Below are 13,825 nucleotides of genomic sequence, written 5' to 3'. Positions count from 1 at the left end.
TTGATCGAGAAGGCATCGCCCGCGCGGATCGCCGCAAGATCGAACGCGTCGTGCGTGCCGCGCAAGGCTTCATCCGCCATGATCGCGATGGGGGCGCTGGCGGCAAGGCGCGCCATGCCCGCCCGGTCGGCGCGCGGCAGCGGCTGTTCGATCAGATCGATGCCCGCGTCCGCCAGCATCCGCGCACCCTTCCGCGCGGTCTGTTCGTCCCATGCCTGGTTGACGTCCACCCGCACCGAGGCGCTGGCGCCCAGCGCCCGCTTGATCGCCCCGGCATGGGCGACGTCATCGGCCAGGGGGCGCTTGCCGATCTTGAGCTTGAACACATTGTGCCGCCGGGCCTCGATCATCGCTTCGGCTTCGGCGATGTCCTGCGCGGTATTGCCGCTGGCCAGCGTCCACAGCACCGGCAGGCGATCGTGCTGGCGCCCGCCCAGCAGATCGGACAGCGGCACGCCGGCACGCCGCGCGATGCAATCGAGCAGCGCGGTCTCCACCGCGTTCTTGGCGAAGTGATTGCCCACGACGTTCTGCCGCAGCCGCGTCATCAGCGCGGCGGGCATCGTGGAATCCGCTCCGACCAGCAGCGGCGCGAAATAGGTGTCGATGGTGAGCTTGATGCTCTCGGGGCTTTCGTCGCCATAGGCAAGTCCGCCGATCGTCGTCCCTTCGCCCAGCCCGGACACCCCGTCCGAACAGCGCACGCGCACAAGCACCATCGACTGCCGACTGATCGAGGTCATCGACAACACATGCGGGCGGATCGTCGGGACATCGACGATCCAGGTATCAATTGTATCTATGGTCGCCAAAGGCCGAATCCTTTCCCAACCGCCATATATTGCGGCTCTTCTATTGACTCCCCCCGCGTTCGTGAAAGATCGTCTCGGTACGGATCGATACCTTTTGGATATGATATGGAACTGAGGCACCTCCGCTATTTCGTCGCCGTAGCCAACGAACAGAACTTCACGCGCGCGGCGGAACTGCTCAACGTGGCGCAGCCGCCGCTCAGCCGGCAGATCCGGCAACTGGAGGAGGAAATCGGCGCCGACCTGTTCGACCGCGATTCCCGCCCGGTGCGGCTGACCGAGGCCGGGCGGCTGCTTTACGAACATGCCGTGCCGCTGCTGGCGGGCGTCGACCAGTTGCGCGACATGATGCGCCGCTTCACCGGGCACGGGCAGCGGCGGTTCGTGATCGGCTTCGTCGGTTCCATCCTGTTCGGCCCGCTTCCCGAAGTGATCCGCCTGTTCCGCGACCGCGCGACCAATGTGGAGGTCTCTGTCCTCGAATGCACCACGACCGAACAGATCGCGGCGCTTAAGGAAGGACGCATCGACGCCGGCTTCGGACGATTGCGCTTCGAGGACCCGGCCATCCGCCGGATCGTGCTGGCCGAGGAGAAGCTGCTGGCGGCCGTTCCAGCCGATCACCCCCTCGCCCTGGCACGGCGCCCTGTCCATCTGGAAGACCTGGTCGGGCAGACCCTGATCGCCTATCCGCGGCCGGCCCGCCCCAGCTATGCCGACCAGGTCTTCAGCATCTTCCACGACGCCGGCCTGCAACCAAGCGGCGTGCAGGAAGTGCGCGAGCTCCAGACCGCGATCGGCCTTGTCGCCGCCCATGCCGGCTTCACCATCGTTCCGGAATCGGTGCAACGCTTCCGGCGTGACGACGTGGCCTATCTCCCCATCGCCGACAACACCGCGCGCTCGCCGATCATGATGATCCATCGCATGGGCGACATTTCGGCCGAACTCGCCCAGCTCATCGCGATCAGCCGCGACGTGCACGGGGTGCCGCGAGACTGAACCGACGCAGCGGAGTTCCGGGCGTGGGATACCCGGTCATCCGACGCCCGCGTGCTCATGCCAAGCTGCTGAGATGCTGACGCATCACAGCTTGGAAATGCTCAAGCGCCGCACGGGCTTAACCCCAATGCGGTGAGCCATGCTCGCCGCATTGGGGTGTCACTCCTGCCATCCACCGCCCAGCGCGCGAAAGAGCTGGACCGTTGCCGTGGCCTGCGCCATGCGCGCCTGCTCCACCGCATCCTGGTCCGACAGCGCGGAAAGGCGCGCCTGCAACACATCGCCCAGCGTCATGCGGCCGGCACGGTAGAGCGCGTCGGCCTGGTCCGCGCGTTGCGTCGAAGTCGCCAGCGCCTGCTGCAATCCCGCAAGCCGCCCATCGAATCCCGTGCGCAGGCCGTAAGCGCCTTCCACTTCCTCCAGCGCGGTAACCACCGCCTTGTCATGGCTAGCCATCGCCGCAACGAGTTCCGCATCGCCCATCGCCACGCGCGCCCTGAGGCGGCCGGCGTTGAACACCGGCACCCAGGCGGAGATGCCCGCCAGCCCGCCGGTGCCGCCGAAGCCGGGCAGCCCGCCGAGGTCGATCCGCCCGTTCTGGCCAAGGAACTGGATGCCGAAGCGCGGCAGAAGATCGGCCTTCGCGCTGCGCAGCCTCGCCGCGCGCGCCGTAACCGCGAAGGCGGCGGCGCGCACGTCCGGGCGGCGGTCCAGCACGGTCGAGGGCAATTGCCCGCCGGGCGGCGGCGGCACGGTCAGGCCATCGGCAGGGCCGGTCTCCACCGCCTGTTCGGGCGTCCCTCCGGCCAGCACTGCCAGTCGGCGACGGCGCACGTCGATCAAGGCCTCGATCGGGGCACGGCCGGCGCGCAAGGTCTCCAGCGCGGCACGGGCCTTGCTGACATCGGCGGCGGTCGCCGACCCCGAACGCATTCTCGCCCCGGCATAGGCGACAAGGCGCCCGGCGGTCGCCACGCTGGCATCCAGCAGCGCCAGCCGTCGACGCAGGCCCTGCAACTGCTGGTAGTTCTCGACGACATCGCCGACCACCAGCAGCCGCGCGCCGGCCTCGGTCTCGGCCGTACCCAGCGCAAGCGCGCGCGCCGCGGCGACATCGGCGTGGCGTCCGCCGAACACGTCCGGTTCCCAGCTCGCGCCAAGGCCGATGGCGTACCCTCCGCCGGTCACGCCGTTGTCGGCGCCGGGCAGCGACGACACCAGCGTCCCCAGCGCCCCATCCAGCCCACCGTCGCTGACGGTTCCGAACGCGGCGCCATGCGCGGCCACCGTCGGATAGAGCGCGGATTCGGCGACGGCAACCATCGCCCGCGCCGCCGCGACATTGGCGCGCGCAATGCGGATGTCGTGATTGGTGGTCAGCGCGCGTTCCACCAGCCGATCGAGCGCGGGATCGCCCCAGGCCGTCCACCAGCGCCGCACGTCTTCAGCCCGCGCATCGGCATCGCCTTCCCCGTTCGCCCGCGGGGCATCGAACCGCGCGGGCGCGGCCACGGGAGCGACGGGCGGCGAAGCCGGCGGCGGGGCCACGCACGCCGCCAGCGGCAGCATCGCAAGCAGCGGAAGTGCAAGCGCCTTCATTTTCGATCGTCCCCGCATTTCATCCCTGCCGCGCCAGCATCGCGCGGAAGCGCTGCACGGCCAGCGTTACGAACAACGCACCCCAGCCGCAGATCAGCGCCAGTTCCGGCCAGATCACGTCGATGCCCGCACCACGATAGAGGATCGCCTTGGACAGCGTGACGAACTGCGTCGTCGGCAGACACTCCGCCAGCGCCTTGATCGTCGGCGGCATGCTTTCCAATGGCGTGGCCGCTCCGGACAGCAGATAGGCGATCGCATAGACCGGCACCGCGAAAAGGCCGAACTGCGGCATGCTCGGCGCCATCGTGGCCATCCACATGCCAAGCGCGGTCACCGAGAACAGATAGATCAGCATCGAGCCGGCGAACAAGGCCAGCGACCCCGCCAGCGGAACGTCCAGTGCGCCATGGACCACGAACCACAGCGAGGCGACCGACGCAACGAGAATGACGAAACCGTTGGCCAGGATCTTGGCGAAGGCGATCTCGCTGGCGCGGACCGGCATGACCAGCAAATGCTCGATCGTACCGTGTTCCCGCTCGCGGATCACCGCCGCCCCGACGAGGATGATCGCCAGCACGGTGACGTCGGTGACGATCTGCATGACCGAGGTGTACCATGCGGAGGTCGCGTTGGGATTGAAGCGGATGCGGCTCGTCACGCGCAGCGGCAACTGTTCCATCAACCCCCGCGCGCGGAGGAACTCCAGCGTCTCCTGCGCGAAAATCTGCTGGAAATACGATGCGCCGAGCCCGGCCTGCGTCATCGCCGTGGCATCGACGAGCAGTTGCACCGTTGGCGCGCGACCGGCCAGGACATCGGCCTGGAAGCGTTCGGGAATCTCGATCACGAAGATATAGCGGCTGGCGTCCATCGCCGGCACCACGTCGGCGCGGGCGATGTCTTCGGGCGGCTTGAAATAGGGCGCCCGCACCGCATCGCGCAACTGGCGCGAAAGTTCGGAGCGATCGTTGTCGATGATCGCGACCGAGGCGTTGGAGACTTCGGCCTTCACCCCGTTGGCGACGACGACGATGGCCCCCGTGAAGGCGAACACGATCAGCAGGACCAGCGTCACGTCCTTCATCAGGCTGCGCAGTTCCTTCGCGCCGAGCAGCCAGACATTGAGAATCCAGCGCCTCATACGTCCTGCTCGCGCAGCATCAGGCGGGCGGCGGCGACATAGGCAAGCGCGAAGCCGCCCAGCGCAAGATAAGGTTCGGCGAAACTCGCCAGGCCCAGCCCCTTGGTGAACGTGCCCAGGCTGACGATCTGGAACCACGACGAGGGGAAACCGACGCCGATCCAGTAGCTCCCCCCGTCCAGGGTCGAAACCGGATAGAGCAGGCCGGAGAAATTGACCGACGGAATCAGGCAGATCAGCGAGGTCGCGAAAATGGCGGAAACCTGCGAGCGCACGAACGTGGAGATCATCAGGCCCAGCCCCGTCGCGGCAAGCAGGAACAGCAGCCCGCCGATGGTCAGGGCCAGCAGCGAGCCACGGAGCGGAACGCCCAGCACGGTGACGATGGTCGTCACCAGCAGGCCGAAGCTGACCATCGCCAGCGCCACGTATGGCGCCTGCTTGCCAAGCAGGAAGGCCCCGCCGCTCGCGGGCGAGGCATAGAAGTTGGTGATCGAGCCGATCTCCTTCTCCCGCACGATGCCCAGCGCAGTCAGCATCGCCGGGATCAGGATCAGCGTGAGCATCAGCACGCCCGGCGTGATCGCGTAGATGCTGCGGAATTCCTGGTTGTAGATGAAACGCGGCTCGATCCCGAGCGGCAGCCCGGTTATCGGCGCGCCCGGCGTCGCGGCAAGTACGTCGGCGATATAACCGGTCAGGATCGCTTCACCGTAAGCGCGGGCATTGGACGCCGGAAACGGGCTTCCGCCGTCGATGAGCAAGCCCACCTCCGGCCGCCGCCCCGCGGCGAGGTCGCGGCCGAACCCCGGCGGAATGTCGAGCACGAGTTGCACCGTCCCGTCGCGCAGCCCCCGCTCCGCATCGGCATCGCCCTGTGGCGGCGGCATCTCCCGGAAATAGCGCGAACCCTGGAAGTGCCGAACGAGATCGCGGCTGGTCGCGGTGCGATCGTGGTCGAGCACGGCGAGGCGGATGTCCTGCACATCGAACGAGATGCTGAACGCGGCGATGCAGAGAAGCGCCATCGGACCAGCCAGCGCGAAGACGAGCCGGGTCCGGTCGCGGAGCAGTTCCAGCGCCTCGCGCCGCGCGAAGGCCCAGGCGTAGGCGAACCAGCGGCCAACGCCACCGGCGCGCGGCGCTTCAGGCGGTGCTCCGGCGACATCGGCCGGCTGCAATGCCGGCGGATTGCCCGCATCGCCGTCAAGCACCGCGATGAACGCATCTTCCAGCCGCGTCACCCCCTGTTCGCGAACGAGGTCGGCCGGCGCGCCGACCGCCAGCACTCTCCCGCGATGCATCAGCGAGATGCGATCGCACCGCTCGGCTTCGTTCATGAAATGGGTCGAGACGAAGATGGTCACGCCCTCTTCGCGCGAAAGGCGGATCAGGTGGCGCCAGAACATGTCGCGGGCCGCCGGGTCGACGCCCGAGGTCGGCTCATCGAGGATCAGCACTTCCGGACGGTGGAGGCAGGCCGCGGCAAGCTGAAGGCGCTGCCGGATACCCAGCGGCAGCGAGGAAGGCGGCGTATCGGCATGGTCGGCCAGCGCGAACTCCGCCATTGCCCGTTCCACCAGCGGTCCCGCCTCCGCGCGCGGCACCCGGTAGAGCCGCGCGTGCAGCGCCAGATTCTGCCGCACCGTCAACTCCTCGTAGAGCGAGAAGGCCTGCGACATATAGCCCACCCGCATCCGCGTCGTCATGTCGCCGGGCGTGATCGTCTTGCCGAACAGCCGGGCAGCCCCGCTGGTCGCGTCGAGCAGGCCGGTCAGCATCTTCATCGTGGTGGTCTTGCCGCAGCCGTTCGAGCCGAGGAAACCGAAGATTTCGCCCTTGCCGATGCGGAAGTTGACGTGATCGACCGCGACGAAATCCCCGAATTGACGGACGAGATCGTGCGCCTCGATCGCGGGAGCGCCGCCCTCGTCACGCCACGGCGGCACCACCAGCGCTTCCTGCGAGGGCCGCCGCGCCTCGGGCAGCAGCCGAATATAGGCTTCCTCCAGCGTATCCGCGCCAGCTTGCTCCATGATCGCGCGCGTGCGCCCCTGTGCGATCACGCGGCCCGCGTCCATGGCGACGAGATGGTCGAAGCGTTCGGCTTCCTCCATATAGGCGGTCGACACCAGCACGGTGAGCGCGGGCCGCTCGGCGCGCAGCGCATCGACCAGCTCCCAGAACTGGCGGCGCGACAGGGGGTCGACCCCGGTCGTCGGCTCGTCGAGGACAAGCAGGTCGGGATCGTGGACCAGCGCGCAGCACAGCCCCAGCTTCTGCTTCATGCCGCCGGAAAGTTTGCCCGCGGGCCGGTCAGGAAAGGGCGCCAGACCGGTCGCATCGAGCAGCCGCCGCATATGCGCGGCGCGCTCGGCGGCATTCAGCCCGAACAGGCGGCCGAAGAAATCGATGTTCTCGGCCACGGTCAGCGTCGGATAGAGGTTCCGCCCCAGCCCTTGCGGCATATAGGCCACGCGTGACAGGAACCGGTCGCGTCCTGCCGCCTGCGAAAGGTCCAGTCCCAGCACCGACAGGCGCCCCTGCTGCAACTTCCGGACCCCGGCTACCAACCCCAGCAACGACGACTTGCCCACGCCGTCGGGGCCAACCAGCGCGATCGCCTCCCCCTTGGGCAGGCACAGGGATACGTCGTCGAGCGCCAGTACCGCGCCATAGCGATGCGTCACTCCGACGACGTCGATAGCCGCCGGCTCCCGCTCGTCCGGGGCGCGGTCGACCGCCACGATCACGGTTTCCGGGGCTTGAACGATGGCCAGGCCTGGCGGGGATCGGTCCTGACGAAGCCATCGGCGGTCATCCCCGCCTTGAGCCTGCCATCGAGACCGCGCGCCACGTCCGCCGGGATGCGCAGCTTGACGCGATAGGACAGCTTCTCGCGCTCGCTCTTCGTTTCGACGAACTTGGGCGTGAACTGCGCATCGGGCGCGATGAAGCCGATCCGCGCCGGGATCGCCGTGTCGAAACCTTCCGGCAGCACCCGCGCCTCGTCACCGATCCTGAGCCGCGCCACGGTTTCGGCGGGCAGGAAGATCGTGAGGTAGACGTCCTCGGGATTGACCAGCGAGACGATCTTGCCCCCGGCCGGCAGCACGGTTCCCGGCTCGACGATGCGGTATTCGACACGGCCCGGCCCCGGCGCCCTGATCTTCAGGTCGGCAAGGACAGTGTCGATCTGGGCGATCTGCGCGTCGGCCTGCGCGATCGCGGTGCGCGCTTCGTTCACGCCGCCGCCCGCGGCCGTGACGCCCGCGCTCGCGGTATCATACGCCACGCGGCGCTGCTCCAGTTCCACCGGCGAGACCATCGCCTGATCGCGCAGCTTCGCCGTTTCGCGCAGATCGATTCCCGCCAGACGGGCCTGGCCGGCGCGAACCGCGCGTTCCCCTTCCGCCCTCTCCACCGCGGCGGCCGCGCGATCACGCGCCGCCCGCGCGCCGCGCAACTGCGCCAGCGTGTCCGCCGCGTCTTCCTCGGCGATCACCTCGCCCGCGCGGACGAGGTCACCCTCCTGCACGCGCAGGGCCAGGAGGCGCCCCGGATACTTCACCGCCACATCGGTCCGCGTCATTTCGATGCGCCCGTTGCCCCGCACGATGCCATCGGGAAGATCGCTGCCGCGCGTCGCCTGCCACCACGCGAAAAAGCCCGCCGCCAGCAGGACGGCGATCACCGCCGGCACGATCCGACGAACAAGACGCTTCATTGAACGGGCCTCCGGGGCGGCGAAACGACGGGAAATACGGACGGAACCATGTCAGGCCATCAGATGCTGGCCGCTGTCGACCGGAATGACGGTGCCGGTAATCCGTCGCGCCGCGTCGCTGGCAAGGAACGCCGCCAGCGCGCCCACGTCGGCTATGTCGACAAGCTGGCCTTCAGGCACTTCGGACGCGGCGCGGTCGAGCAGTTCGTCGAACCGGTCGATCCCGCTGGCGGCGCGCGTCGCGATCGGCCCCGGCGAGATGGCGTGCGCGCGAATGCCCTTCGGCCCCAGTTCGGCCGCGACATAGCGCGTGGCGCTTTCCAGCGCGGCCTTGACCGGCCCCATCAGGTTGTAATGCCGCACCACGCGCTCCGAACCGTAGAACGTCACGCACAGCAGGCAGCCGCCCTGCGGCATCAGCGGTTCGGCGAGCCGCGCCATCCGCAGGAAGCTGTGGCAGGAAACATCCATCGCCACCTCGAAGCCCTCGGCCGAACTGTCGATGACGCGCCCGTGCAGATCCTCCTTGGGCGCGAAGGCGATCGAATGGAGCAGGAAATCAAGCCCGCCCCATTCGGCCGCCACACGCGCGAACAGCGCTTCCAGTTCGCCCGGCACGCGCACGTCGCACGGCGCCAGCCATTCCACGCCCAGCGCATCCGCAACCGGCTGGACGAAAGGCTTTGCCTTCTCGTTGAGATAGGTTGCCGCCAGACGTGCCCCGCAATCGCGAAACGCCTGTGCGCAGCCAGCCGCGATGCTGTGTTCGTTGGCGATTCCCACCACCAGCCCGCGCTTACCGGAAAGATCGACCAGCGGCGCCATCATGCCTCCTTTGCCGAAGCCAGCAGTTCGAGCGTGTGGAGCGCGATCATGCGCTCCTCATCCGTCGGGATCACGCGGACCTTCACCGCGCTGTCGGCCGTGCTGATAAGCGGCGCATGGGCCGTGTTAGCCTGCGGATCGATCGTCACGCCGAGCCAGCCCAGCCGCGCACAGACCATCGCGCGTACATCCGCCGCGTTCTCTCCGATTCCGGCGGTGAACACGATCCCGTCCAGCCCTTCGAGCGAGCACGCCAGCGCCCCCGCCTCACGCGCCGCACGATAGGCGAACAGTGCGACCGCCTCCGCCGCGCGCGGATCATCGCTGGCGGCAAGGTCGCGCATATCGCTCGAAAGGCCGGAAACGCCGAGCAGCCCTGACTCGCTGTAGAGCAGGTGCTCCACCGCCTTCGCGTCGAGGCCCTTCTGCTGGAACAGATAGAGCACCACGCCCGGATCGATCGTGCCGCAGCGCGTGCCCATGACCAGTCCGTCAAGCGCGGTGAAGCCCATCGTCGTATCGATGCTGACCCCACCCTTCATCGCGCACAGGCTCGCCCCGTTGCCGAGATGCGCCGCGATCACGCGGCCCCCGGCCATCACCGGATCGATCTCGCGCAGGCGGCGCGCGATATATTCGTAGGAGATGCCGTGGAAGCCATAGCGGCGCACGCCTTCCCCGGTCAGCGCGCGCGGCAGCGCCAGCCACGTGGCGACGGACGGCTGGGTCTGGTGGAAGCCGGTATCGAAGCAGGCCACTTGCGGAAGCCGGGGCCGGGCCGCCTTCACCGCGCGGATCGCCGCAAGGTTGTGCGGCTGGTGCAGCGGCGCCAGCGGACACAGCGCGTCGAGCTTCTCCAGCAAGGCATCCGTTATTCGCGCCGGCTCCGCGAAATCGGCGCCGCCATGAACCACGCGATGCCCCACCGCCACCAGTTCCCGCCCGACATGCGCTTCGACGCTGTCGAGAAGGTCCGCAAGCAGCGTTTCATGCGTCGCGCCGTCCTCATGCGACCAGCGCCGTTCTGCGAGCGTGACGCCGGCGGCATCCCGCGCGATCAGGTGCGGCGCAAGACCGATGGCTTCGATCTTGCCATGGGCAAGCAACCGCACGTCCGTTCCTTCACGGGCATAGAGCGCGAACTTGAGGCTCGAAGACCCGGCGTTGAGGCACAGGAGGGTTGCGCTCATGCGCGCGCATCCCCTGCTCCCGGAGCGGCCTTGGTGCCAGCGCGCGCCAGCAGCACCGCCAGCGCACACGAGGCGATCCGCGTCCGCCGGCTGTCCGCGCGGCTGGTCAGGATGATCGGCACGCGCGCGCCCAGCACGACACCGGCGGCATCCGCCCCGGCCAGGAACGTGAGCTGCTTGGCCGCGATATTGCCGGCCTCCAGATCGGGCACGAGCAGCACGTCCGCCTGCCCCGCCACCGGCGAAACGATCCCCTTTTCCCGCGCCGCCGCCTCGCTGATGGCGTTGTCGAGCGCCAGCGGCCCGTCCAGCACGCCACCGGCGATCTGGCCCCGGTCCGCCATCTTGCACAGCGCGGCGGCATCCAGTGTCGCCTGCATCTTCGGGTTGACCGTCTCCACCGCCGCGATGATCGCCACGTTCGGTCGCTCGATCCCGATCACATGGGCCAGATCGATGGCGTTGCGCGCGATATCGGCCTTGTCCTCCAGCGTCGGGGTGATGTTGATCGCGGCATCGGTGATGACCAGCGGACGCGGATGGCCGGGCACGTCCATCACATAGGCATGGCTGATGCGCCGTTCGGTGCGCAGGCCCGTATCGGCATGGACCACTTCGGCCATCAGTTCGTCAGTATGGAGCGAGCCTTTCATCAGCAAGGCCGCCTCTCCCGCGCGCACCAGTTCCACCGCGCGGGCGGCGGCGGCATGGCTGTGCGGCGCATCGATCAGGCGGAAGGCCGAAATGTCGAAGCCCGCCGCTTCCGCAGCCGCCTGGATCTTCATCGCCGGACCAACCAGCACCGGCCGGATCAGCCCCGCCTCCGCCGCTTCGGCGACCGCTGCCACGGCATCGGCGCTGCACGGGTGCGCGACGGCGGTGACCGCAGGTTCGCCGGAAGCGGCGCCCTGAACCAGCGCATGGAAGCGGTCATGACGCGCGATGCGCACGTCGGGCACGGGCACGCGCGCGCGGCTGACCTTCTCCGTCGGCGCCTTGACCTCGGCCTCCCCCGAAATCACCGTTTCACCGATCTGGTTTATACAAGCGCAAGCGAGCGTGACAATATGGTGTTCAGGCTTCTTGGCGGTGACAGTGACCGTCGCGGTAACCGTGTCGCCTACCCCCACCGGACGGCTGAACCGCAGCGACTGGCCCAGATAGATCGCGCCGGGCCCCGGAAGTTCGGTCCCCAGCACCGCCGAAATCAGCCCCGCGCCCCACATGCCATGCGCGATCACGCGATGGAACATATCGGTCTCGGCATAGGCCGGGTCCATATGGGCCGGGTTCACGTCACCCGATACGGCCGCGAAAAGCTGGATGTCGTCGGCGGTAAGCTGGCGCGTCAGGCTGGCGCTGTCGCCGATGGCGATCTCGTCGAAGGTCCGGTTCTCGATAAGGGCGGGATCGGTCATAGTCATCGCTCCAGCACGTAGCGGCCCGGCGCGGGTTCCAGCGGCGGATAACCGGCGTCGGCCCGCCCCAGCGGCGGCGGTTCCGCCGGATCACCCGAATGCGCGGCCAGCCAGACGCCCCATTCCGGCCACCACGATCCTTCGTGCCGCTCCGCCGTGGCCAGCCAGTCGTCGGGCGCCGGCGCGGCCCCGTCGAGCGGGCGCGTCGCCACGCTGTAGTGCCGGTGGCGATGGCCGGGTTCGGACACGATCCCGGCGTTGTGCCCTCCACTGGTCAGCACGAAGCGCAGCTCCGCGCCGGTGAACATGTGCAGCTTATGCACGGAGCGCCAGGGCGCGACATGATCCTGCTCGGTGCCGACCATGAATAGCGGCATCCTGAGTCCCGACAAGGTGACCGGGCGGCCGCCCACACGATAGCGCCCCTCTGCCAGGTCGTTATCAAGGAACAGGTGGCGCAGGTATTCGGAATGCATCGCATAGGGCATCCGCGTGCCATCCGCGTTCCATGCCATCAGGTCGGTCATCGGCTCCCGCTCGCCCATCAGGTAGGTGGTCAGCAGGCGCGACCAGACGAGGTCGTTGGAACGCAGCATCTGGAACGCACCGCCCATCTGGCTGCTGTCGAGATAGCCCTTCGCCCACATCATGCTGTCGATCAGATCAAGCTGCGCCTCGTCGATGAACAGGCCCAGTTCCCCCGGCTCGGAGAATTCGGTCTGCGCGGCGAAGAACGTCGTGGTGGCCAGTCGTTCGTCCCCGTCGCGCGCCATGGTAGCGGCAGCGATCGCCAGGAGCGTTCCGCCCAGGCAGTATCCCGCCGCGTGAACCTTCTGCGCGCCGGTGATCGCGCCGATCGCATCCAGCGCCGCCATCGGCCCCAGCCTGCGATAATCGTCGAGATTGAGGTCGCGATCGGCGCTGACCGGATTGTGCCATGAGACCATGAATACCGTGAAGCCCTGATCGCGCAGCCAGCGCACCAGCGAATTTTCGGGCGACAGGTCGAGGATGTAGTATTTCATGATCCAGGCCGGGACGATCAGCACCGGTTCGGGGCGCACCGTCGCGGTCGTCGGCGCATACTGGATCAGTTCCATCAGTTCGTTGCGGAACACGACTTCGCCCGGCGTGACCGCGACCTTATCCCCCACCGGAAAGGCATCGACTCCGGCAGGCGGTTCGCCGCGCAACTGGCGCCGCATGTCGTCGATCAGGTAGTTCATGCCATCGGCCAGACAGTGCCCGCCGGTTTCGAGGATGCGCTGTTGCAGAACCGGATTGAGCGCGGCGAAATTGGTGGGCGCCACCATGTCCAGTATCTGCCGCACCGCGAATTCGACAACCGCCTCGTGATGCCGGGTGACGCCACCGACCCCCGTGGTGGCGGCGTGCCACCATTGCTGCTGCAGAAGGAAGCCCTGAGCCACGATGTCGAACGGCGGCTTGCGCCATGCCGGATCGGCGAAACGCCGGTCCTGCGGCAACGGTTCGATCGCCGGCTCCGGCTCCGTTCCGGCAGGCACTTGCTGCATGGCATAGTCGGCAAGGCGCAACGCCTTGCGCCCCGCCTTGGCCGCCAATTGCATCTGTTTGCCGGGCGAAGCCGCCAGATGCATCCACCAGTCCGTGAAGGACTGGGCGATGGAAACTGGCGACAATCCCCCGGAAACCTTCGCAACGATCGCCCTGGCGGCGCTATCGACGGTCGCAGCCACGCCATCGAGCGGATCGGGACCGGAATTTTCGCCTGCTATCACCTTGGTTGCTCCGTAGCGTCGCCATCACCGACCCATGCAAGGATCACGGCCGCGATACCTTGCATTCGGTCAATTCGACAGCCTCGCCCGGACCGGCAGCACTGAAAGCGGCTCATTTTTACGTTCTGCACGAATAACTTACATTTGTGTCAATTTCTTCTCAACCCCCTTTCATGCGCCCTAGCAGATCAATCAGGGGTTGCCGCGCCCATATGGCCATCACCGCGCCACCCGCGCTTCGTCAAGCCCGCTAAACGTCTTTGTTTTTGCTGATAAAAACATATGTTGCATTTATTCGAGAATCATGAAACGTTTGTTTCAATAAAGGAAGAGCGGAGACAGGTC

General features: G+C 67.6%; 9 protein-coding genes and 1 pseudogene. 1 reads left to right on the top strand and 9 read right to left on the bottom strand.

Features of this window, described 5'->3' with window-relative positions; genetic code table 11:
* Positions 1 to 29: 29 nt before the first annotated feature.
* A pseudogene (locus tag F1640_RS25735) lies at positions 30 to 743 on the bottom strand (enolase C-terminal domain-like protein); the annotation flags it as partial.
* Between the two features lie 174 nt (positions 744 to 917).
* Here F1640_RS25735 and F1640_RS23515 point away from each other — a divergent pair.
* Positions 918 to 1,814: a LysR family transcriptional regulator gene (locus F1640_RS23515; RefSeq protein WP_124808558.1), complete on the top strand. Its 897-nt coding sequence runs from the start codon at positions 918 to 920 to the stop codon at positions 1,812 to 1,814.
* Positions 1,815 to 1,973: 159 nt separating this feature from the next.
* On the opposite strand, the gene F1640_RS23510 is transcribed toward F1640_RS23515, so the two are convergent.
* From F1640_RS23510 to F1640_RS23475, 8 genes are read right to left on the bottom strand one after another with little or no spacing between them, the layout of a single operon-like run.
* On the bottom strand, positions 1,974 to 3,413 hold the full coding sequence (locus tag F1640_RS23510) for a TolC family protein (RefSeq protein WP_206694940.1): 1,440 nt from the start codon (positions 3,411 to 3,413) through the stop codon (positions 1,974 to 1,976).
* A 19-nt stretch (positions 3,414 to 3,432) separates the two neighbouring features.
* Positions 3,433 to 4,560, bottom strand: coding sequence for an ABC transporter permease (locus F1640_RS23505; protein WP_124808557.1), 1,128 nt, complete (start codon positions 4,558 to 4,560; stop codon positions 3,433 to 3,435).
* Positions 4,557 to 7,307: a ribosome-associated ATPase/putative transporter RbbA gene (gene rbbA / locus F1640_RS23500; RefSeq protein ID WP_148092135.1), complete on the bottom strand. Its 2,751-nt coding sequence runs from the start codon at positions 7,305 to 7,307 to the stop codon at positions 4,557 to 4,559. The genes F1640_RS23505 and rbbA overlap by 4 nt, the downstream gene beginning before the upstream one ends.
* Before the next feature lie 2 nt (positions 7,308 to 7,309).
* A complete protein-coding gene (locus F1640_RS23495; RefSeq protein WP_124808556.1) occupies positions 7,310 to 8,287 on the bottom strand; it encodes an HlyD family secretion protein in 978 nt (325 codons plus the stop codon).
* Positions 8,288 to 8,338: 51 nt separating this feature from the next.
* The gene (gene fabI, locus F1640_RS23490) at positions 8,339 to 9,112 is read right to left on the bottom strand and encodes an enoyl-ACP reductase FabI (RefSeq protein ID WP_124808620.1); all 774 of its coding nucleotides are present in this window, start codon (positions 9,110 to 9,112) and stop codon (positions 8,339 to 8,341) included.
* Entirely contained in the window at positions 9,112 to 10,302 is a 1,191-nt protein-coding gene (locus F1640_RS23485) for an acetate/propionate family kinase (protein ID WP_124808555.1), read from the bottom strand. The genes fabI and F1640_RS23485 overlap by 1 nt, the downstream gene beginning before the upstream one ends.
* Positions 10,299 to 11,720 (bottom strand): bifunctional enoyl-CoA hydratase/phosphate acetyltransferase, encoded by a 1,422-nt coding sequence (locus tag F1640_RS23480; RefSeq protein WP_124808554.1) that lies wholly within the window; start codon positions 11,718 to 11,720, stop codon positions 10,299 to 10,301. The genes F1640_RS23485 and F1640_RS23480 overlap by 4 nt, the downstream gene beginning before the upstream one ends.
* 2 nt (positions 11,721 to 11,722) lie before the next feature.
* Entirely contained in the window at positions 11,723 to 13,477 is a 1,755-nt protein-coding gene (locus tag F1640_RS23475) for an alpha/beta hydrolase (protein ID WP_124808619.1), read from the bottom strand.
* Between the last annotated feature and the right edge of the window lie 348 nt (positions 13,478 to 13,825).

The sequence above is a fragment of the Novosphingobium sp. NBM11 genome, from assembly GCF_015390225.1.
In the GTDB taxonomy this organism is placed as follows: Bacteria; Pseudomonadota; Alphaproteobacteria; order Sphingomonadales; family Sphingomonadaceae; genus Novosphingobium.
The sequence above is the reverse complement of the archived record's forward strand: the minus strand, read 5'-3'. Positions and strand labels throughout refer to the sequence as shown.